This is a genomic window from Flagellimonas myxillae (assembly GCF_023502235.1).
In the GTDB taxonomy this organism is placed as follows: domain Bacteria; phylum Bacteroidota; class Bacteroidia; order Flavobacteriales; family Flavobacteriaceae; genus Flagellimonas; species Flagellimonas myxillae.
This window is the reverse complement of record NZ_JAMFLY010000001.1, coordinates 1,103,787-1,126,004: the sequence shown is the minus strand read 5'-3', so window position 1 is coordinate 1,126,004 and position 22,218 is coordinate 1,103,787. Positions and strand designations below refer to the sequence as shown.

At 42.6% G+C, this 22,218-nt stretch carries 18 protein-coding genes; 10 read left to right on the top strand and 8 right to left on the bottom strand.

Annotated features, from left to right (window positions below):
• Positions 1-8 precede the first annotated feature (8 nt).
• The 9 genes from M3P07_RS05150 (at position 9) to M3P07_RS05110 (ending at position 8,936) form a co-directional block, all read left to right on the top strand.
• Positions 9-515: a hypothetical protein gene (locus M3P07_RS05150; protein ID WP_249968823.1), complete on the top strand. Its 507-nt coding sequence runs from the start codon at positions 9-11 to the stop codon at positions 513-515.
• Between the two features lie 147 nt (positions 516-662).
• On the top strand, positions 663-1,754 hold the full coding sequence (locus tag M3P07_RS05145) for a putative porin (RefSeq protein WP_249968822.1): 1,092 nt from the start codon (positions 663-665) through the stop codon (positions 1,752-1,754).
• Between the two features lie 273 nt (positions 1,755-2,027).
• A complete protein-coding gene (locus M3P07_RS05140) occupies positions 2,028-2,891 on the top strand; it encodes a Nif3-like dinuclear metal center hexameric protein (protein ID WP_249968821.1) in 864 nt (287 codons plus the stop codon).
• 170 nt (positions 2,892-3,061) lie between these two features.
• On the top strand, positions 3,062-3,922 hold the full coding sequence (locus M3P07_RS05135; protein ID WP_249968820.1) for an alpha/beta fold hydrolase: 861 nt from the start codon (positions 3,062-3,064) through the stop codon (positions 3,920-3,922).
• A 187-nt stretch (positions 3,923-4,109) separates the two neighbouring features.
• Positions 4,110-4,490, top strand: a complete 381-nt coding sequence (locus tag M3P07_RS05130; RefSeq protein WP_249968819.1) for a DUF1428 domain-containing protein — start codon at positions 4,110-4,112, stop codon at positions 4,488-4,490.
• Between the two features lie 87 nt (positions 4,491-4,577).
• A complete protein-coding gene (locus tag M3P07_RS05125) occupies positions 4,578-5,363 on the top strand; it encodes an alpha/beta hydrolase (RefSeq protein WP_249968818.1) in 786 nt (261 codons plus the stop codon).
• A gap of 255 nt (positions 5,364-5,618) precedes the next feature.
• The gene (locus tag M3P07_RS05120; RefSeq protein ID WP_249968817.1) at positions 5,619-7,208 is read left to right on the top strand and encodes a sulfatase; all 1,590 of its coding nucleotides are present in this window, start codon (positions 5,619-5,621) and stop codon (positions 7,206-7,208) included.
• Between the two features lie 259 nt (positions 7,209-7,467).
• Positions 7,468-8,496, top strand: coding sequence for a TolB family protein (locus M3P07_RS05115; protein WP_249968816.1), 1,029 nt, complete (start codon positions 7,468-7,470; stop codon positions 8,494-8,496).
• A gap of 32 nt (positions 8,497-8,528) precedes the next feature.
• Positions 8,529-8,936 (top strand): thiol-disulfide oxidoreductase DCC family protein, encoded by a 408-nt coding sequence (locus M3P07_RS05110; protein ID WP_249968815.1) that lies wholly within the window; start codon positions 8,529-8,531, stop codon positions 8,934-8,936.
• 50 nt (positions 8,937-8,986) lie between these two features.
• On the opposite strand, the gene M3P07_RS05105 is transcribed toward M3P07_RS05110, so the two are convergent.
• Positions 8,987-10,339 (bottom strand): DUF1552 domain-containing protein, encoded by a 1,353-nt coding sequence (locus M3P07_RS05105; RefSeq protein WP_249968814.1) that lies wholly within the window; start codon positions 10,337-10,339, stop codon positions 8,987-8,989.
• 10 nt (positions 10,340-10,349) lie between these two features.
• Positions 10,350-13,808, bottom strand: coding sequence for a DUF1592 domain-containing protein (locus M3P07_RS05100; RefSeq protein ID WP_249968813.1), 3,459 nt, complete (start codon positions 13,806-13,808; stop codon positions 10,350-10,352).
• Between the two features lie 394 nt (positions 13,809-14,202).
• On the opposite strand from M3P07_RS05100, the gene M3P07_RS05095 reads away from it, so the two are divergent.
• On the top strand, positions 14,203-14,628 hold the full coding sequence (locus M3P07_RS05095) for a hypothetical protein (protein WP_249968812.1): 426 nt from the start codon (positions 14,203-14,205) through the stop codon (positions 14,626-14,628).
• Here M3P07_RS05095 and M3P07_RS05090 read toward each other — a convergent pair.
• From M3P07_RS05090 to aroC, 6 genes are all read right to left on the bottom strand, one after another.
• Positions 14,609-16,450, bottom strand: coding sequence for a type II CAAX endopeptidase family protein (locus M3P07_RS05090; RefSeq protein WP_249968811.1), 1,842 nt, complete (start codon positions 16,448-16,450; stop codon positions 14,609-14,611). The genes M3P07_RS05095 and M3P07_RS05090 overlap by 20 nt on opposite strands.
• Positions 16,451-16,546: 96 nt before the next feature.
• Positions 16,547-17,719, bottom strand: coding sequence for a flavohemoglobin expression-modulating QEGLA motif protein (locus M3P07_RS05085; RefSeq protein WP_249968810.1), 1,173 nt, complete (start codon positions 17,717-17,719; stop codon positions 16,547-16,549).
• Positions 17,716-18,543: an N-formylglutamate amidohydrolase gene (locus tag M3P07_RS05080; RefSeq protein WP_249968809.1), complete on the bottom strand. Its 828-nt coding sequence runs from the start codon at positions 18,541-18,543 to the stop codon at positions 17,716-17,718. Before M3P07_RS05080 ends, M3P07_RS05085 begins: the two co-directional genes overlap by 4 nt.
• The gene (gene gshB, locus M3P07_RS05075) at positions 18,536-19,567 is read right to left on the bottom strand and encodes a glutathione synthase (RefSeq protein WP_249968808.1); all 1,032 of its coding nucleotides are present in this window, start codon (positions 19,565-19,567) and stop codon (positions 18,536-18,538) included. Before gshB ends, M3P07_RS05080 begins: the two co-directional genes overlap by 8 nt.
• Before the next feature lie 19 nt (positions 19,568-19,586).
• Positions 19,587-20,915, bottom strand: coding sequence for a dicarboxylate/amino acid:cation symporter (locus M3P07_RS05070; RefSeq protein ID WP_249968807.1), 1,329 nt, complete (start codon positions 20,913-20,915; stop codon positions 19,587-19,589).
• Positions 20,916-20,972: 57 nt separating this feature from the next.
• Complete coding sequence (gene aroC, locus M3P07_RS05065) at positions 20,973-22,037, bottom strand: chorismate synthase (RefSeq protein WP_249968806.1); 1,065 nt, start codon at positions 22,035-22,037, stop codon at positions 20,973-20,975.
• Positions 22,038-22,218: the final 181 nt, after the last annotated feature.

Genomic DNA, 22,218 nt, shown 5'->3' with positions numbered 1-22,218 from the left:
TTGCAAATATGATTCAAGTAAAAAACGCTCTTCTCATAATCTCAATTTTGGTCTCGTGCCACACCTTCTCCCAAGATACTTTGGGAATGAAAGAAGTGTATATCGATAATGATTTGGTATACAAAATGAATGGGGAAAGACTTACCGGAGTTGCACAGCACAAACGAAAAAATGGGCATTTGGTATACGAGGAAATCTATAATGATGGGGTTGTTTTATCCAGTAACCTATATTTTAATGGAAAACAAAAAATAGTCTGTGACAAAACCATTTACCAGAGATACAAACCTTGGGTAATCGCTAAAGAATTTAGTTATAACCTGAAAGGTGAAATCATCGAAACAATTGATTATGATGAAAATGGAGTGAAAAAATTGGTGAAGCGTTTCGAAAATGGGGAGTTGAACTATTATGGAGAGTATCATGGTAAAAAGAAACATGGAAAAGAATATTGTTTTACCGATGATAGGGAAAAACTGGAATTTGAATATGTAAACGGAAAGAAAAAGAAATAGCTGCGCCCACAAGTGAATTCTTCTTCTTGCCAAGTTTTGGCGTATCTTGTAAGCGTTTAAGAATAACCCCTTACCCTTTTGACCAAAGCATACCAACTACCGTTACCTAAGCGTTATCTTTTCGTCTTTCTCCTTATATCTTCAACCTTGGCTATTGCCCAAAACGATTCCACGAAATCAAAATTTAGGTTTAATGGCGATTTCAGGTTTCGGGTGGAACAGGATTGGGACTCCCGCAAATCGGATGGCACCTATAGGGAGGACCGTTCCAGATTGCGATATAGATTGCGGGCCGGTGCGGAATACCAGCTAAATCCAAAAATACTGGTCGGGGCAAGAATAAGGACAGGAGAGCCCAAAAAACAACAGGACCCACAACTCACCCTTGGAGATGCCTTCAACGAGTTTGGGACCTTGCCCATTGCCTTGGAAAAAGCCTTTTTTCAGGTAGATTTGGGCGCATTCAAGCTATGGTTGGGGAAAAATACATTTACGTTCAAAAAACAGAACGAACTGTTTTGGAGCGACAATGTTTATCCTGAGGGTATTCACCTTCAAAAAACATTTAACCCCAAGTTGGATTGGGTAGATCACCTGAACATCAATGCTGGCCATTTTATTTTGAACTCAAGGGGAGGCTCGTTTACGGATGATAGTTATTTTCAGGGCGTACAGGTGGTTTCAGAACATCTTGACGATAGGTTCGCCGTTTGGCCCTCCCTTTATCTTTTTAGAAACATCCAAGATATACCCGATGGGGCGGAAACCTTCTTTTTGGACTATTCCATTATTAGTATTGGGGGTTATGTCAAGTTGAGCCGCTCCCCCTTGGTAAAAATGGAAATGGATTGGTACCTGAATCTTGAGGACTATGGTGACAATGCATTCATCCCACAAAATCTTCGGGATCAGAAAACTGGGATGACCTTGGCAACCAGTTATGGGCACTTGAACAAAAAAGGAGATTGGTTGGTGAAACTCACCTATACTCATTTAGAACGCTATTCGGCATTGGATTTTTTGGCACAGAACGATTGGGCCCGATGGGATTATTCCTCTTTTGGATCTCCTGATGGAAGGTTGACGAATTTGGAGGGGGTCGAATTTACCCTGGGCACGAAAATCGAAGATAAAATTGCCCTGAAAATGAAATATTATTGGGTTGATCAGCTTGTGCCACTTGGAGCCTTTGTGGAAAATGGACAACGTATCCGATTTGATATTGATATTAAAATATAATTAGCATGTCGGAGATTGAAAATTGGAAAGGTGAACAATAACTATCCGGACCATTAACCTTATTTAATCTTAAGGTGGATAGCTTGAAAGCTATTGGCAACAAAGTGGGAAATAAGCTAACTTGTTGCTTCAAACTAATTGGTGGCAAACTTGAAAAATCTATGTACAAAGCAGTAATTTTTCTATTGATATGTCTTACCATTCAATCTGGTGTATCTGCACAAAATGAATGGAAACTAAAACATTAAGTGTCATAACCTCAAAACCATCATAATGAAACACGCATTCAACCTTATTCTGTTCGCATTGCCCCTAGTCCTTTGGGGTCAAAACACGACAACCGATTCTGCCCTTACTTCAGAACAAATGATTGCATCCATAATTAAGGAGACGGGCGCAGCTATTGTACCCAACACGGTAGATGTTATTAAACAAGGAAATCCGGAAACAAGGGTTACAGGTATCGCGACCTGTATGTTTGCCACCATGGATGTGTTGCGAAAGGCGGTGGAAAAAAACTGTAACCTTATCATTGTTCACGAGCCCTTGTATTACAATCATTTGGATAAAACCGAACAATTTCAACAAGATGCGGTATTTCTGGAAAAAAAGAAATTTATCGAGGACCATAATCTTGTGGTATGGCGGTTCCATGACTATATACACCGCATACCTTCCGATGGAATCATCTCTGGAATGGTTGAAAAATTGGGTTGGGAAAACAACAGGGTAAAGGATAATCCGTACAAGTTTAGCTTTCCCAAAATCACTTTGACGGGTCTGCTAAAAAATTTGAAGGAAACGTTTCCCGAAAACAACTTTCATGTTATTGGCGACCCCGAAATGGAGCTATCCAATGTGATGTATATCCCTGGTTCGTCAGGAAGCCAAGTCCACATTAGCCAACTTCAGGACCCTAGTGTCGATGTTGTGGTCGCTGGTGAAGTGCCCCAGTGGGAAACCTACGAATATGCTAGGGATGCCGTTTTACAGGGTAGGAAAAAAGCGGTGGTTTTTATCGGGCATATCAATTCGGAGGAATATGGTATGAAGTTTTGCGCTGATTGGTTGGGCAAATTCGTTAAGGGTATTCCCATCCATTTTATTGAATGTGGTTCTTCGTATTGGTCTTATTAGAAATAGACCGAGCATACTGTAGTTTCCTGCTTCCTTAAGTAAACTTCGTTTTGGTTTCAAAATTGTTGGTTGTGATCTTATGGCTAATCACTTCAATTGGAAAGGAAATCCAGTTAAAAAAGGGTACCTTGTAGATAATAACAAGCTGTAACTCCTTTAAAATGAACACTATGAAATCTATATTTTTTTCCAAATTCATAGCCATATTTTCACTATTAATGCTGATAAATTGCGTTTCTGATGGCAAAAATCAGTTCTATTTTGAACAAGCGGGTACAGGCGAAACAATTCTTTTTGTTCATGGAAGCCAAGAGGATTATCGGGTTTTCATGCCTCAACTAGAATTGCTCAAAGAAGATTACAACGTTATTACATATAGTAGAAGATTCAACTACCCTAATACAAGTGAGTATCATGAAGGAACTTCATTCAGTGTTGAATCGGAAGCAAAGGACCTTGCAGCGTTAATCAAGGTACTTAAGGTACAATCAGTTCATCTCGTTGGTCATTCCTATGGCGGGCTTGTTGCAATGGAATATGCACACAAAAACCCAATGAAAATACGAAGCATTTCTCTCTCAGAACCGCCATTGTTACGTCTCCCCGGTTGCGAGCAATGGTATAGAGCAGCGCAAGAAGGACTTATTGACAATGTTGCATCTGCCTTTGAAACTAGAGACACCACCCAAGTGATGAAAGCTCTCTTTGAATTCTTTGTTGGCGCGGATATTCAAGAACAAATTCCGCCAGAGGTTCTACAATCGCTGAAAGCTAACCTTACAGAAATAAAAGCTTTGGTTAACTCAGAGGATCCTTTTCCGAATCTTAGCACTGATTTTCAAGTTCCGGTGATGTTGTTAACCACGGGGAATACAATGCCCATGTTGAATTGCACGAATGATGCCCTTGTCAAAAAAATGCCTGGAGCAAAACATGTTCATCTTCCAGATGCGTCACATGAAATGTGGATGACCCATCCTGAAATCTTAGCAAACCATTTAAGGGATTTCGTGTCAGATATTCCTAAATAAATCAAAGGGCAAGTTGACAAGACAAGATTATGGTCCATTGTTTCAGATTTTACAGGTACTAGAATATTGCTGCACTTACCTTGGTGCAATTGTAGCTTGTAGGACAATTAATTAGGAGTTTGGGACCATCGTCAACCGTTTTAGCACAGAATACAAACCGATAAACAAGCAACAATCAAAAGGTACTATGGCAAACTATATAGATGGCTTTGTTTTACCAATATCCAAATTGTATTTGGACGACTATAAGAAAGTGGCAGAAAAAGTGGCAGGGATTTGGAAAGAATATGGTGCCATCGCCTACTTCGAATACGTTGGAGACGATATGGTCTTGGAAGGCACTAAATCGTTTATGGAAACCGTAAGTGCTAGGGAAGATGAGAAAATCGTGTTTGGTTGGGTAGTTTTTCCTTCAAAAGAGGTACGTGACATGGCCAACAAAAAAGTACCCCAAGACCCAAGAATGGTAGAATTGGTCGCACCTTTGACCCATCCTGAAAAATTGATTTTTGACGCCAGCAGAATGGTTTATGGAGGATTTAAACCCTTGGTTACCTCCAAAGGGTAGATGAGAACACCTCCTCCTGCTCCACCAATATCTCCTTGTTTTGCCCAATTTGATGTATCTTAAGGAACATCAAACAAACGAATTTGCATGAAAACTCTATCCTTTGCCCTTGTGGGAGCGTTGCTACTCATGGGCTCCTGCAAAAAAGAAACGCAACAAGAACCGGAAACCGAACCTCAACTGCGGAGGGAAATCAGTTTTTATACTCCGGATAGTATCCAAATCATCGGAGACCTCTTTGAATTGGACAAAAAGGGCAAAACCATTTTGCTCTTTCACCAAGGGGGCTCCAATGCCAGGGCCGAGTACACCCCCATTATCCCCCGACTGCTTGAGAAAGGCTATAATATTCTGGCTATAGACCAACGGGTGGGCGGACAGTATTACGGGCAATTCAACCGTACCTTGGCCAATATTCCCACCCACATTTATGGGGATGGCTATGGCTATTGCGACGCATTCAACAATCTGGAGAGCGCCTTGGATTATGTGATTGACGCTGGATTTACCGGTGAAAAAATTATCTGGGGAAGCAGCTATAGTGCCACCTTGGTCGTGCAATTGGCTAGCAAGAGACAGCAGGATATTCAGGGTGCATTGTCCTTCTCGCCAGCCACCGGCGGGTCTTTGAAAAATTGCCTGCCCGACCCCTATTTTGAAACGGTAAAAATTCCCTTGCTGCTTCTAAGTCCCCCGAACGAAATGGAAGACGAAGACTCACAATTACGATTTGAGAAGGCTGCTTCTTTTGGACATCAGACCTTTGTTCCACAAAATGGAATTCACGGTTCTTCTATGTTAGTGGCAGAACGTGTCGGCACCGAAGTTGAAGAAACCTGGAAAGTGGTACTGTCCTTTCTTGAGAAGATTTAGATGGAACTCCAAGTTCCAAGCTCCAAATTCCAAAAATCAAGAGTCAGGAGCCAAGAGCCAAGAACCAAGAACCAAGAGTCAAGACATCGCGCATCCAACATACCATTTCTAATTTCTGATGTCCGATTTCTGATATCTGATATCTGATTCCATCCCTGTTAATAACTTCTTACAACCCGAACCTCCCTTCTCTTGATTTCGAATGAAAATTCAAGGAACTTGGTGTCGCTCTCTTTTCCTAAACAACCAAACATTATGAAGCATTTGCATAAAATTCTGTTGGCATCCCTTGGTATGATCTTGGTTGGATGCTCTTCAAAAGAAAAAGCGCCCGAAAGACCCAACTTTTTGTTCATTTTGGTGGATGACCTAGGTTATTCCGATTTAAGTGCAAACGGAAGTCAGTACTACGAAACCCCGCACATTGACAATATTGCCAACCAAGGGGTGAACTTCACAAATGGCTATGCTACCTGTGCCGTATGCAGTCCCTCAAGGGCCAGTCTGCTCACAGGCAAATACACCACGGTCCATGGCATTACTGATTGGATTGGCGCCAAAACTGGTACGGATTGGCGGGAAGCCAATCGTTTCACAAAACTCCTACCGCCAGCATACACCCCCCATTTGCCATACGACTATATTACCCTGCCGGAAGCTTTGAAGGAACGTGATTACAATACTTTTTTTGCTGGAAAATGGCATTTAGGCTCAGCATCCAACAATTCTTTGCCCACCGACCATGGTTTTGATATTAATCAAGGAGGGTATCACGCAGGAGGGCCTTATTCAGGTGGATATTTCTCTCCGTTCAACAATCCCTATCTAACCGATCATGAAGACGAAAAGGGAATGAGTCTTTCCATGAAACTAGCGAAGGAAACCTCAAAATTCATCAAACAGAACAAGGGCGTTCCCTTCTTGGCCTACCTTTCATTTTATGCCGTTCATGGACCCATTCAGACCTCACAAGAAAAATGGGCAAAGTATAGGGATAAGGCCGAATCCATGGGAATTCAGGAAAAAGGATTTGAAATGGAGCGTATCCTGCCCATCAGAAAGTATCAGGACAATCCTGTTTATGCGGGTTTAATTGAGCAAGTGGATGAAGCGGTCGGTTCTGTTATGCAAACCTTGGATGAACTGGATTTAAAGGACAATACCGTAATCATATTTACCTCGGACAATGGTGGTGTGGCCTCTGGGGATAATTACTCAACCAATAGCCTTTCCCTAAGCGGTGGTAAGGGGTACCAATGGGAAGGTGGAACCAGGGTTCCCTTTTTCATCAGCATCCCCTGGAGTGACCTTAAAGGTGTGAAGAACAGCACCCCTGTGAATGGTAACGACTTTTATCCCACAATTCTTGAATTGGCAGGGGTGGAATCCTCCGAGCAGGTTGATGGCACTAGTCTTGTCCCCTTACTTTCCAGTCAGGAAATAGTAGCTAGACCGTTGTTTTGGCATTACCCCCATTATGGAAACCAAGGCGGGGAACCCAGCTCCATTGTCCGGGAAGGTAATTGGAAACTGATCCATTATTGGGAAGATGGACACAACGAACTCTACGACTTGGAAATCGACCTAAAAGAGCAAAATAATGTAGCCGATGCTCGTACCGATATCACGGCTTCACTAAACTCGAAATTAATGCAGTGGTTAGAGGATACCAACGCCAAAATACCGACTGCGGATCCTCTATTTGATGCCGATTCCCTTCAAATGAAATTGGATTATTACCGAAACACCCTAATGCCAAATCTTGAGGAGGGCCGTGCACAAATGCTACAGAAGGATTGGCAACCCAACGATGATTGGTGGGGAAGTGGAACCAATGTGCCATAGAACAATAGCTAATTTAAGAAATGGCTGTCAAGCTAGGTTTTTTCATATTGGATAAAATCTATTGAATGATATTGAATTTATTGCTCAATCCATGAGGCAAAGCATAAAACTAGGTTTTGCCATGGAATGATGTATTTATCCCTACTTGCACGATAAAATATGCTTGGCAATGTATGTTTCCCAGCAATACGTTAAACTTCTTGATTTTGTGCATAATTTCATGGAATTTGGTTGAATCATCAATTCAATCAATCAAAAAATGTACAGAATCAATCCTTATTTCTGGCAACTTTGTTTTGCCGCAACCCTATTCCTTGGATGTAAGCATCAAAAAGAAACGTCCATGGAACAACCTACCACTATCCAAAATCATCCATATATATCCGATTCTATTGGAAATATGCCGGTAAAATTTCAGCCTGAAGTTGTGTCCACCCAAATTGATAAATTCAATACCAGCCTAAGTCCAGATGGAAAAATCATTTATTACACCGCAACATCTCAAAAACTGGGGGTAACAGGTATCGCATATCAGCATTTTGAAAATGGTCATTTTAGCCCGCCAAGCTTTGTTCCGTTTGTATCGGCACAGGATCCTATAGCGGATGTCCAAATTTCTCCAGATGGGAATCTAATGTTGTTCTCCTCGAGTAAAGAATTCGAAGGAAAAGCTGAGGGTTTTAATTTCAATATTTGGTCCTCAGAACTAAAAAATGGCATTTGGCAAGAGCCGGTACCAATGGGAACACCAATTGCCTCTTCTGGAAATGAATTTTATCCGGTGATGACCAACAACCGGACCATCTATTTTAATTCAGATAAGAGCGGTAATTCCGATATCTATTTTTCCAGATATGCCAATGGCACTTATCAAGAACCGGTTCGGCTTCCAGATAATTTAAATTCAGTACGTACAGAAGCCGATGCCTTTGTCTCTCCAGATGAGTCATATATTATTTTCGTTCGCATTGATGAGTCGGATGGATTTGGCAACAGCGATCTATACATCAGTTTTAGGAAAGGGGAAAATATTTGGTCCGACCCTATAAACATGGGCGCAGAAGTCAACAGTGACCTGATTGATGGAAGCCCTTACGTGACACCAGATGGCAACTACCTTATTTTTACCACGGGTAGATTAACTGAGGGGGTCAAGGAGAAAGCCGTCAAAAATTATGGGGAGTTTAAGTCGATTGCGACATCGAGCGATAATGGCTCATTGAACTTTTACATCATGAAATTGGACTTGAATAATTATAGAAGGACCTTCCTAGGTAATAATGGGTAGTCTATGTATTTTTTGTACTTTATCTTTGCAGGGTGGAAGAGAACAAAAAACTTATCCTTTTCGATGGCGTCTGTAATCTCTGCAATGGTGCCGTGCAGTATATCTTAAAACGAGATAAAAAAGACCTGTTTCGGTATGCTGCCCTTCAAAGTGAAATTGGACAAAACTTAATTTCCGAACGCGGTATTGACACCTCCAAAGTGGACTCCATCATTCTTATTGAACCTGGGGTTGCCTATTTTGTAAAATCGGATGCTGCACTTCGAATTGGACAGGACTTTGGCGGCCTTTGGAAAGGCCTGGCGCTGTTTACCTGGGTACCTAGGGTCATCAGGGATGCGGTATATGACCTTATTGCCAAAAACCGGTATCGATGGTTTGGCAGAAAGGATGCCTGCATGATACCAACTCCCGAATTACAAGCGAAATTTTTGGGCTAGCCGACTTCTCAATCCATTCCGACTTTGCCGGAATCACTCGAAGTGACGAATTACCAAATACTGGAATGTAATTCCCCGGTGCTATCAGAGAAACTTTCGGTTTCCATCCCTAAGGTGTTCAGCATGCTAACAAAGAGATTGGACATTGGTTCTTCTTCAAACTTTTGGTAAGTACCGTGTTTTAAGCCCATATTGGCTCCTCCAGCCAACACCAGTGGATAGTTAACCGCATTGTGCGTGGTACTACAGGCACTACCGTAAAGAACCATCGTATTATCCAATAGGGAACCATGTTCGTCGTAAGTATTTTTCATACGATCCAGGAAGTACGCAAATTGCTTGGACAACCATTGGTCGTATCTACCCCACTCTTCCCAATGTCCTGTAGTTAAGTCGTGACTAATGGTGTGGTGCCCCTTGGTCAATCCAAGTGCGAGTTTTGGAAAGTTTTCTCCTAGGCCAAGTCCGTCTTCGCGGGCCATCATATAGGTCATTACCCTGGTCAAATCAACCTCCATACCCAAAACCATAAGGTCGAAAGTGGTTTTGATATAGGCTTCCGGGTCAACCTTTACATCGGCATTAAAATTAAGATGGCTGGGGTCAAAGTCCTTCATCGGAATATCCAACCACTGCTCGTTTCGTTTTACTTGCTCTTCCACGGAATTCAAGGAATGCATGTATTCATCCATCTTAGTTTGGTCGTGCTTGCCCAAACGTCTGTGCAATCGTTTACTGTCCTCCAGAATCAAATCCACAATCTTCTTATCCTGCTGGATACTTTTTCTGCGAGCTTGGGTAGTTGCCCCCCCACCAGGTGCGAAATAGCGCTCAAAGATTTCACGGTGCCTATGCTCCGATGGGATAGGTTTACCCGACAAATCAAATGACAGGGTGGAAACTCTTGACTTATAGCCAATTCCACCATCGGTGGATAAAGCTAAATATGGATAGCGGGTGTGCTTACTGAATCGTTGGGCCACCACTTGATCTATGGAAATACTGTTCATGTATTCGCTCCCACGAACATCTCCCCCGGTCAACCAGGTATCACCTGCCAAGTGCCCCAACAATGCCCTACTTCGCGGATGGCTCAAACCGCCGATAATGGACATGTCCTCTCGATGCGGGGACAATGGACTTAAGGAATTTGTAAATTGATAGTCCTTACCCTCCCCCATAGGGAACCAACTCCATTTTTTATGAAAGGAGCTTTCCACAGGTGGTAATCCCACTCCGTTAGGGAAATACACAAAACAAAGCCTTTTCATTGCTTCGCTGGTGGTATTTGTGGTTTTCATCATGCTTCCCATTCCCATGGCTTCCATGTAGGGAATTGCACAAGTCACACCCAATCCTTTAAGAAATGTTCTTCGATCTAAATGCCAAGATTTTCGAGCCATAATCTAGTCTTTAAAAATCACCAATAAACGATTTACTTGTAATAATATGTTCAAACACCGATTGAAAACGATATCCATCTTCACGGATATTGCTCACAATAGATTCAATTTCTGGTTCATCCACAAAGGTTACATCCCGACCAACTGCATAAGAAAACAGATGTTTAACCAAGGATCGGGTAAAGTCGTCTATTTTTTCATTTAAAATATACGCTTTTATTTCGTCAATTCCATCAACTACCTTACCATCAGGAAGTTCCGCCTTTACATCAATAGGATTTCCATTGTTTGCCACGGTCTGAAAAAGTCCCACCGCATTATAGTTTTCAAACACGATACCATACGGGTCAATTTTTGCATGACAGTCCATACAGGACACTTTGTTTCTATGTAAGAACAACTGTTCTTTCAGCGTCAACTTTTCGAAACCCGGAGTCTCTGGGTCCAATTCCGGAACGTTTGGTGGCGGGTCTGGTGGTCTGTCCCCCAAAATACGGGAACGAAGCCAAACCGCTCGTTTGATGGCGTGTGCCTGGGTCCCATCTGAATGACCACTTAAAAAAGAGCCTTGGGACAGTAATCCGCCCCTCTTGGAATCGGGACCTAAGGCAACGGGTCTAAAATGGTTGCCCTTCACTCCATCAATCCCATAAAATTCAGCCAAATTCTGGTTCAACATGGCAAAATCGGATTCTATCAGATTCCCGAGATACATATTGCAATTAAGCACATGATGGACAAAATGATAGGTTTCTTCTGCCATATCACGTTTTACGAATCGGCTGTAATCTTCATATTCGTTAACATTGGTGCTCATGCTTTCATGACGGTCCAACCGTAGCCATTCCTTTGAAAAATTGCGGACCATTTCCCAAATCTTATCATCTTGAAGCATGCGCTGCACCTGCTTTTTCAATTCTTTCTTTCGATGCAATTTACCCCTGTCCGCCAAGGCCAATAGTTCCTGGTCTGGTGGGGAATCCCATAGAAAATAGGACAAGCGGGAGGCCAGGAAGAATTCCCTCTCATCGTCCGATGTGCCTTTTTCGGGTTCCGCCAAATAGATGAAGTTGGGGGAACAAAGTATGGCAACCAGCACCTCCTTAACTCCATCTTCATAGCGGCCGTAATCGTCCTTAATTGCTCTCCAAAATGACATATAGGTTTCCACTTCTTCCTTTTCCAAAGGTCTCCGGAAGGCTTTTTCCATAAAGTTGGCCAGCACCTGGGAGGTATACTTTTCCTTATCTGCTATATCTGGGGAATCAAAAAAGATTTCAGTGTGACTTTGGGGTGGCCATACGGGATGATAGGGTGCCTCAAACTCAATTTCGTGAACCAATAGCGGCGGCCCGGAATCCCTATTATCCTTGACCAGATAATCGTTCCAAACCCCCATTCCCATTATGTTGGCCAAAATCTCGGTTTCCAAGGTATCGATCACAGGAATTGGCAAATCCTCAAGTCTGCCGGAAAAAATATATTGTCTGGGTTGGTCTGAATTAATAACGTTGCGGAAATCATCAAAATTCTTGTAATCAATGCCGTCATCCGTACGGGTTCCAGCAAATACCCGCATAATGGGTGATGCCAAATCATATTTGCGTTTGCTTTCTTCCTCCTCGCTGTCCAACTGAATCGCTACCGGATGGTCGTCCGGGAATGGAGTGACAATAACCTCCCCGAAACCTACAAAAAAGCGTCCGCCAATTTCAAGGTTGTGTTTGCCTTCTTCCAAATAAGCCAAGGTAAGGGGTGTAACCATATCCAAGCCTCCATCCTCAGGTTTTTCTAAATGTAGGCGCTCTTGCAAGCGGAACTGGTCCAAACGGATATTTATGGAGGGCATTCCATCTTGAGCGGCATATGGGTGGGTGAAATCCAATTGATAGTATCCCGTTTTAGGTGCCACAAAGCTGGTTTTGGCATAGCTGTAGTTCGTCAAATCCTCGGAGATAAGGTACATGCCTTTCTGTACCAGGTTTTTCTTGTTTTCAAACCTACGGCCCGCCAAGGCAATAGTAGATTCCATGGCTTCTGCCGGGATGGGTCTACGAAGGCTGATCAATCCTTCTTTTTTCACGTGCTCCTGATATCCTTTGGAAGCCTTCACCCGAAATTCAAAATCTCCATCCATCGGAAAATAATCCTTGACCAAGAGTTTAAGATTAGGGGATGGACCCTGCCAAGACTTTGGACTAACTTCCTTATGTGGTAATGCTGAATACAGGATAACACCATCTTCCACTACTTCGTAGCGATCGGCATGGGAACCCCGCATTCCAACCCCAACATTCTTTTTGACCTCGGTATAATAAGCCTCCTCAACACTGTCCTTGGGCTGTATCGGCATTCCATTTTCATCCAAAATGTCCACAATGAAATCATCGGAGTTTATGGGAGCACTTTGATACCCACCTATCATAGCTGCGGGTAGCTCCTCTCCTATGCCCTTACCAAACCTGATTTTGTAATGGGTCGATTTTGGTTTATCCTCTGCAACAATGGCCTTATCCAAAGCCTCTCTGGCAATTTGTTTATAATACTCGATGTGCAAGGGCGACGTCTGCAACTCGTGCCCATTGTTGCTGAATCCCATTTCCGATTTTTCATCGTCGGGCAATACATCACCAAAGTCTACGGAAACACCCAACAAATTGTTTAGGGAATTGGTATACTGTTTTTTGGTAAGTCTTCGAATAACTGCTGCTTGGCTAGACTTTTTTATTTTGATGGCATGCTGCACGGATGCAGTTATCCAGTCCACTAGCATGCGACGTTCCTCATCCGTTAATTGCTCCTCCTCTTCCGGTGGCATCTCTCCACTATTGATCATATCCAGCATTCCCCTCCAGGTAGCGGCATCTGGTCCTTTCACCAAATCGGCGTTAATGCTATCCAAGCGCAATCCGGCCTTCTGCTCCTCTGGACCATGGCATTGCACGCAATAGTTATCTACCACGGGTCGAATATCTTGTTCAAAGTTGTAAGCCTCAAGGGTTTTATCCACCTTGGAACTATTCATCGCCACCAAGCCCTTTAAGGCATAAGGGTCATCCCCAAAAAAGGAACGCACCTCTTGCGGAAGGTTTTTGGTAAGATAATCTGAGCCATGTGTCAAGGAACCTCCGTAATGCCCGGCAATACTGAGTAATATCACATTCACAAAGAGTGTCCATTGATAGGTAGAAAATCGTCCAAGTTTTTTTGAAAGGTCTTTCTTATGGATTACGTACAACCAAATACTCAACAATGCCGTTGCCACTCCGAACCATTTGTGAAGGTTGAAAACATCACTTCCGTAACTTCCGGAGCTAGCCAACAATGTACCTGCCAATACAGCAGGGATGGCCGTTACCACAATAAACTTGAGCACTGCACCCCGAATGTGGACCATGTGCGTCTTGGAAACTATTATTTCCAGTATAAACAGGCATAACAATGCACCTATGGGTAGATGTACTACCAAAGGGTGAAATTTTCCAAAAAAGTCCAGCACCCAATGTGCCCCACCATTAATCGGTAATATTGGAATTGAAATAAGAATTATAGATAATAATACAGCCTTAAAGACCAAATTATTGCCTTTCATGTATTCGCTAGCTTAGAGGTTTGTGCAATATTTTAACCGCTGTTCCCTATTGTGGAAACGCATATTCACAAAATTAGTTCATCATTCATCAGGATTTTACCTAAAAATTTGCACTTTTCGATACTTAAATTGCCCACCTTCTATTAGGAAGTTAATATTTTAACAAAAAAATACGAATTATGCGGATTTATTATTCAGTTGGTGCATATCTGGTATATCTAATGACAAGCAACCTAACAGTCCCAAATCAATCTAGATAAAAAGCGGTAAAATGAAACATTTGCTTTTCGTTGTTTTGTTTGGGATAGTGCTCTTCGGATGTTCAAACTCCCAAACAGGTGAAAAAACCGATATACTTAGTGGGGCTTGGCAAATAACCAACATTAGTGGAGGGTTTGCCGGCATCAATGATGATTATGAACCCAGTACTATTGTCTGGAGTTTTAACGCGACAACTTCACAAGTTCTGGTTACCAACAATAACACCCAAGATGGCATTCTTTATGATGGATTATCTTCGGGCTCTTACCCCTATTCCCTCCTTATCAATGAAGGAAAACAATTTTTGGAAATCGATGGACAAGAATTTGCCGGAATCAATCGTACCAATGTGGCATTGGTACTTGACCAGAATCAGACGACCTCCGGTTCTGGAGCTGATGGGTTTGTTTTACGTTTTATCTCACTAGAAAACTGAGCAGCACCAACACAAAGAAATTATTAATGGCGTGCAAAACGATACCGGTTATTAGCCCACCAGTTCGCTTTACGTAATATCCTGTTATCAACCCAAAAACCAAATAGTACAGGAAAAGGCTAAGGTTAAAATGAATTATGGCGAACATGGAAGCCTGCAGAATATTCGCCGTGATAAAGCCTAAATGCTTTTCAACAGAACCTAGGATGACTCCTCTAAAAATCACTTCTTCGTAAATAGGGCCCAATACCGCAACTGCAAAAACGGCAATTCCGAATCCATAGGTTTTGAGTATCGCCATTATCTCCGGAGTAGCGTTAAACAATAACTGGGAAATCTCAGTAGGATCCAAGGGAATAAAACTTCGTAACACCTTCAAAAAAATGACATTAAAAATCACAAAGGCGACACCTAACTTTATGGATTCCCAGAGACCTATTTTAGTCTTGTAAAGATGACCTAATACATTTTTTTTGATGACCGCCAAGGTGCCCAAGGTCATCAGAAACACGAAAGCGAGCATGCTCTTTGCCAAGGAAGCATCATCTTCTTCCAGCTCCTCAAAGGACATGGTTACTTCAAAAAACGCATTGATGTTTTCCTCATAGTAGAAGAAGACCATAAGCAGGAATTGGGCAAGAAGGTAAATGAAACTTAAAATCCAGAAGTGTTTTAAACCCCAATTAAAGTTCAATTTGGGAACAACAATTCTTGATTTCTTTTTAAGATAAAGCCCGACGTTATAGACGGGTAAAATCCAGATATATGGTAAAATAAAAAGTATGGCAATACATACAGCCAAAAAGAATAGATGCAACAATTCAGTAAAATTCCACGATAGAAATGGGTCTTTTAAGAAAATCCGTAATCGTTTGATGGCAAAAAAATCGTCATAACTATTTTCCTCTTGCAAGTTCCTATAGGTATGGATTGTAATCCCAGAATCCGAGTATTTCAGGTCATGGTTGAACAATGCCTGCAATTTTACCAAGCGGTTCCATGTTACAGATGTATCCTTAACCAAAAATTCTCGTGCCAAACCATACTTTTCAAGTTTGACCATAGCTTTGGCCATTTCAGAATTATCAATAAAGGTTGAATCCTTCTGGCGGACTTCGTCAAAAAGTTTAAGAGCCTTACTTGTTTCTCCAAGCTCCAACAGCATTTCTGCTTTAGTATTTAAACTCCAAGTGATCGTGTCCCCATTTAAATGGGATAAAATTGTATTTTTCGCCAGCTCATCGTTGCCCGTTTCCATATAGGATTCGGCCAACGGAATGGATACATCCAAATCTTTATTCAAATCTTGTGCTTGGAGGTAATATCTCAAGGATTCTTTTTGGTCCGTATACCGAAAGTAATCCCCAAGCATTTCATAAATCAGACCCTTTTCAATGTTCACCCAGTTCCATTTGCCATTGGACATTGACCGCAAAGATTCTTGAAGGGCATCCAGTTTTTCTTCTCCATATAGGTTCTCTGCCCTATAGATTAAAACCTGGGGGTGCATTGGAAACTTCCCATACAATTGCTCGATGCAATCTTGGGTTTCCTCAAACTTTAAATTGTATCCCTCGTACTCGTCGTAGTATGAATTACCAATAAACCTACAACGCTCTACCATAGCGGTTACTTCACTAGGATGGTTTCTAATATGGTTGTCGTATAGTCCTATGATTCTCTGAAAGTCTTGGTCTTTGGAATTTTCCAGTTGACCCACATAGTATTTGTGACTTTCCAAGTCCCCAAAATTTGGAGCATTTTGGGAATTTGATAAATAGCAAAAGAAGAAGAAAAAAAGAAGGGTGATTTTTGGTGGCATGTTATGGTCAGTTTAGATCGGTTTGCCAAAGTAACACAAACTCGACCAAACCAAAAACCATAATTTTCAAACCATTCTGTTTGAGCTCCGATTTTGTTACTTCAAATTATTCAGGATAAAATCCAAAATGGGATTGGTATTCAACTTTTGTTGAAAGGACAAACATTTATGTGAAATTGGCTGTGCAAGTCCCAAATTCCCAAGGTATCGGATCATGTTCTCATCTTCCAGGGCCACTTTGCCCGAAAGCAGCACATCCAAGCTTTCCTCCTTTTGGTAGCGTTTGTAGATTTTACGCAGTCCACTAAGATATAAGCGATCCTTGGTGAACCCTCCTCCCCTATGCGCTCTTAGCGTGATTCCAAAAGCTTCATCACGGTTGAGTTTGTATTGTCCGTGGATCAGGTCAAAAGTGTCGGCAAAGGAATATCCTTTGATCAAACTATCGGCTGCCAACACTCTATAGGCAAGTTCCTTTAAACGTTTTAAGGTAAGGGCGCCGCCCATGTATTCGCTGAATACGGCCAATCCTTCCTGGGTTTCCACATTTTTGGGTAGCCCGTTCGAAAAAATCTTCAAGGGTTGCAGGAGCCCATTAAAAGTCGTCACCAAATGCACCCCAATTTCGTGATTGGATAAGGTGAGTAGTTGGTTTTTGCTAAATTTTATATTCTTGCGAATCAATAGCGACTGGGAGCTATTGCTGACCATCGCTTCTGCCGCTATATGGGTAGAATACTTGATATTCAACGGAAAATCGTACCGCTTGGAAAACTCCTCAAAATACGCCCGCGCTTCTTCAGCGGAATACACTTTATCCATATCCGAAGATGACGGTTCATCCTCAAAATGAAGAATATACCGAGCGTTTTGCACATCACGCTCGGTCGGGGTGCCATAGACCCTCAGGGAATTGTAATAGAACTTTCTACTTTTTCCAATGGTCTCAATACACTGGATCATGTTGGAATAATGATAGATTACCTCCTGGTACAACTGCCTGATCCGTTCGTCCTTAATGCGTTCCAAACGTTGGGAAAAAAACAAGCGGTGCAGCTTATAGGGGTCAAACTTAAGTTTGGGATATTTCAAATTGGGCTCAGCAGTAAACTTAGAGGCAAAAAAGCGGTGTTTTTCCTTTTCTATGTTCAGTGGATTGATATAACTCAGTAGTTCAATACGCCGGACCAATCTATCCAAGTTGGCATCGATTTCAAAAAGGTTGCTGTACTCCTTTTCCAACTTCGTTATCTCTTTCGTCCCAATCATACAGATGCATTTTCAAATTCCTTAACCATAGCTGGAATCAACAGTTTAAGTTGATCCTCTACCGACTTCACCACTTCGGGAAAAATTATCCCCGTAAGCTCATCACAGTAGATTTTGGAGATTTCGGTCGCCAAAACTAAGGTATTTCCAAAGTTTTCCGTGATATACTTTAAAAAATATCCTTTACCATAGAAAGTATCGTTGATTTTGGAAGTTGTCTGTATTCCATTGGGCAATTGAATGGATTCCAGTTTTGCCCTCCAACTTTCCACAAGGTTACCATAGCGGTCCATATCGAGATTGCTCGTACCCAGATTCCAAACCGGAACTTCCCTATCCCAACGTTTCCAGTTATAACTGTGCATATCAAAGACCACTACATCCGTGAAGTCAGCCTCCAATTTGGCAATTAGGGCATGAACCACTTTGTAGAAATTGGAATGTTTGGAAAGACTGAGGCTTTTTTCCGTTTCGCTTAAAGGCTTTTTCCAGAGCTGCTTTCCCCAGGCCGTATCAAAAATGGCGGTTTCGGGGTCCCGATTCAGATCGTATTCAAATCGGCTATCACAGCCCGCTAGCACAATGGGAAAGCTTTGTACCATCTGTTTGGTGCAAGGGTCTTCCTCGTACCATCTTTCGTATTCCGTGTGCAGGCAATTGTTCCAAAGTTCCTTACGGAATTGATGCCCATCGTGTACGGCCCCACATACAAAGGGTACATATTTATCAATCTTTAGGGTAAAGGAATAGTCATCGGAAACGGCCTCAAATCGTTTTCCGCTACCAATCAAATCTATAATATCATCAAGGGACCTCTTATGCATTCTCGACCTCACTTCTCAATCTCGACCTTCTGTCAAAAGCCTTGAGTTTGTCCACTACCTTGCTTTCCACAAAATCTATGACCTTGCATTGGATCTTGGTTTTGTACACCTTGTTCATATAGGTTATACCACCTGGGGACATCACATTGACCTCCACCAATTTTCCACCAATCACATCAATGCCTACAAAGTAAAGTCCATCGTTTACAAGCTTGGGTCCAATTTGTTTGCAAAGGGCCTTTTCTTCTTTGCTCAAGGTATGTTTGGAGACGGATCCGCCAGCGGAAACATTAGATCGGTGGTCGTCCGATCCAGGGATTCGCCGCATGGCGCCAATAGGTTCCCCGTTCAGGATCAAAATCCGGACATCGCCCTGATCTGCACCTTCGATGTATTCCTGAAGGATTACATAGTTGGAAGTGCCATCGGAATTGGTCACATAAAAATCCAACAGGGATTTTATATTGGACATTGCCGATTTCTCAATGAGGATTACCCCCGAACCACCAAATCCGTTCAGTGGTTTTAAAATCATCTTGTCCGCGGGAGACTCTTTTATCTGTTGTACCAAGTATCTCTTGTTTTTGGACACGTGGGTAGCGGGAATAATATTGCTGTGGCTATCTCCAAAGGCCGCAGTGTACAATTTGTTGTTGGCCTCGCGAAGACCTTGAAGGGAATTGACAATAAAGACGTCGTCCTTCACCGAATCCAAAAAGTTCAACATTAGGGGGTCCAAAGGCGGATTGGCCCGCATAAATATGACATCAAAACCAGCCAGGGGAAGCATTTCTTCCCGGATTGAGGCCTGCTTATAAAATGTTTTTAGATTACTGGACACTTTATCCATCCGGTTGATTACCGTGCAAAAAGCACTGGTAACGCTATTCCTAATAGTGAGATTTGCGGGGGTGCACAGCGCCACCCCATGTTTACGTTTTACACATTCATGAATCAAAGCCAAACTGGTATCGTTCTCAGGATCTATCTCATCCCAGGGATACATTAAAAAACAGATATTCATAGGGCTGTATTTTGATGGTTTATTTTACTTCATCCAAATGGTCATCCCATTCCTTGACGTCCGGTTTACCCAATTTTCCAACTGATTTGGCCACTACCATGGACACCGTTGCATCCCCGGTAACGTTTACCGTGGTCCTGCACATATCCAAGGGCCTATCTACTGCAAAAATGAGGGCGAGGGCCACCGGATATAAATCCGCAGGAAATCCAATCGACTCCAAAACGATGACCAACATTACCATGCCTGCGCCTGGCACGGCCGCCGAACCGATGGATGCCAACAAGGCTGTTAGAATTATGGCCAACTGGTTGGAGAAAACCAGTCCTTCCGGCCACAGGACTTGCATTATAAATACTGCTGCCACGCCTTGATACAAGCTGGTTCCATCCATATTGATGGTCGCTCCAACGGGTAATACAAAACTGGATACCTCCTTGTCAACACCAATATGTTCCTCCACCCTTTCCATGGTAACTGGAAGGGTAGCAGCACTGGAACTGGTGGAAAAAGCCAATAATTGGGCTGGGCTTATTTCCTTCAAAAACCATATGGGATTTTTCTTGGTATAGATGGACACTATAACAACGTAAAATGCTATCATCAACAGGAGCCCCAAAACCACTACGCCGGCGTACTTTAATAGGGCCAATAATAAGTCGGGGTCATTTGAACTAACCACCACACTTGCCAAAAGAGCGAAAACTGCGTAGGGAGCGATCAACATAATTAGGTCCACCATCTTAAGCACCACATCGTTTAGGGCATCAAAAAAGTTCTTTAAGGGTTTGGCCCTCTCTTCGCCTATCAATAGCATGGAAATTGCGAACATGATGGTGAAGACAATAACCTGAAGCATTTTACCATTATCTGAAAGTGCGCTAAAGGCGTTATCCGGCACCATATCTTCCAAAAATTTTAAAGGTCCACTTTCTTTTTGCTGGGTGGCTTGGGCCAATTTAGAGGTGACGCCCTGATCGGTGGCATAGGTACGCTCCAATTTGGCAACAGTTTCTTCAGATATGCCATCCCCAGGTTGTAATATGTTCACCAATATCAACCCAATGCTAATCGCCACAATGGTGGTTCCAATGTAAATCGCAATGGTACGCAAACCAATATTCTTGAATTTGGAAATATCCTTTAAATCGGAAATTCCCTTGATCAAGGAGGCCAAGATCAACGGAATCGCAATCAATTTTAGAAATTTAACGAAAATGGTTCCGAAGGGTTGAATCCAGTCGGTTACAAAATCTTTGCCCCAGTCCAACCCGGTCATGGCAAATCCAAAAACGATACCCAATAGCATTCCAATTAGGATCTGCCAATGCAGTTCTAGTTTACGCATACATAAGTTTTAGGAAAGTAAGATACTATTTTGGTGGGAAACCCCCTAACCCCAAAATTAGATTTTGTTGGTGCGCGCCAAAAGGGTGTAATCCGCCAAAACAAGGGCAGCCATGGCTTCAACTATAGGCACTGCCCTGGGCACAACACAAGGGTCGTGCCTACCTTTACCTTGAGCGGTCACCTTTTCCCCTTCTTTATTGATGGTCTCATAGGCTTGGAGCACTGTGGCAACCGGTTTAAAGGCCACGTTAAAGTAAATATCCATTCCGTTGCTAATGCCCCCTTGAATACCTCCACTTCTATTGGTTACGGTTGTACCATCCGTATTAAAGGCGTCGTTGTGTTGACTTCCCTTCATTTTCACGCCTTCAAATCCGCTTCCGTATTCAAAACCTTTTACTGCATTAATGGAGAGCATAGCAGCGCCAAAGGTGGCGTGCAATTTGTCAAAAACGGGCTCTCCCAAACCGATAGGTACATTTTGGACCACGCAGGTAACAACTCCGCCAATGGTATCCCCTTCTTTTTTAATGGCCTTGATGTAGTCCTCCATTTTTTGGGCCATTTCCATATCCGGACAACGGACCGGGTTGGATTCAATTTTCGTGAAATCCAGTTCCTGATGGCTTTTGTCCAGCTTCATCTCACCAACTTGGGATACGTAGGCGTTAATGCTTATGCCCTCCAAGAATTGTTTGGCAATTGCCCCGGCCACAACCCTACTGGCTGTTTCGCGGGCAGAACTTCGTCCCCCACCACGATAATCACGAAATCCATATTTTTTATCATAAACATAGTCCGCGTGCGATGGTCGGTAAGAATCTTTGATATGTGAGTAGTCCTTGGACTTCTGATTGGTGTTGTGGATGGCAAATCCAATGGGTGTTCCCGTGGTCTTTCCTTCAAAAACACCAGAATAAATCTCGACGGTATCCGGCTCCTTGCGCTGGGTGACTATGGCGGATTGTCCTGGTTTTCTTCGGTCTAGCTCCTGTTGGATCTGCTCCAAATCCAAGGATATTCCTGCCGGACAACCATCAATTACCCCGCCAAGCGCTTTTCCATGTGATTCACCAAATGTTGTAAGCCTAAAAAGTTGTCCAAACGTATTTCCCGCCATCTACTCGAAAATTCTAAAAGCTCCAAAGGTAGCTGTTATTCCGGTCATTAAAAAACAACCTAAGGAGTTGCACTTGTATGTTACGGATTGTTGTACAATTCATGATTTTTTAACGAGAATCCGAAGAACTGATTGTATACGTCATCGGTTGCCTTTCCCAAATAATAAATCCAATCAGCAA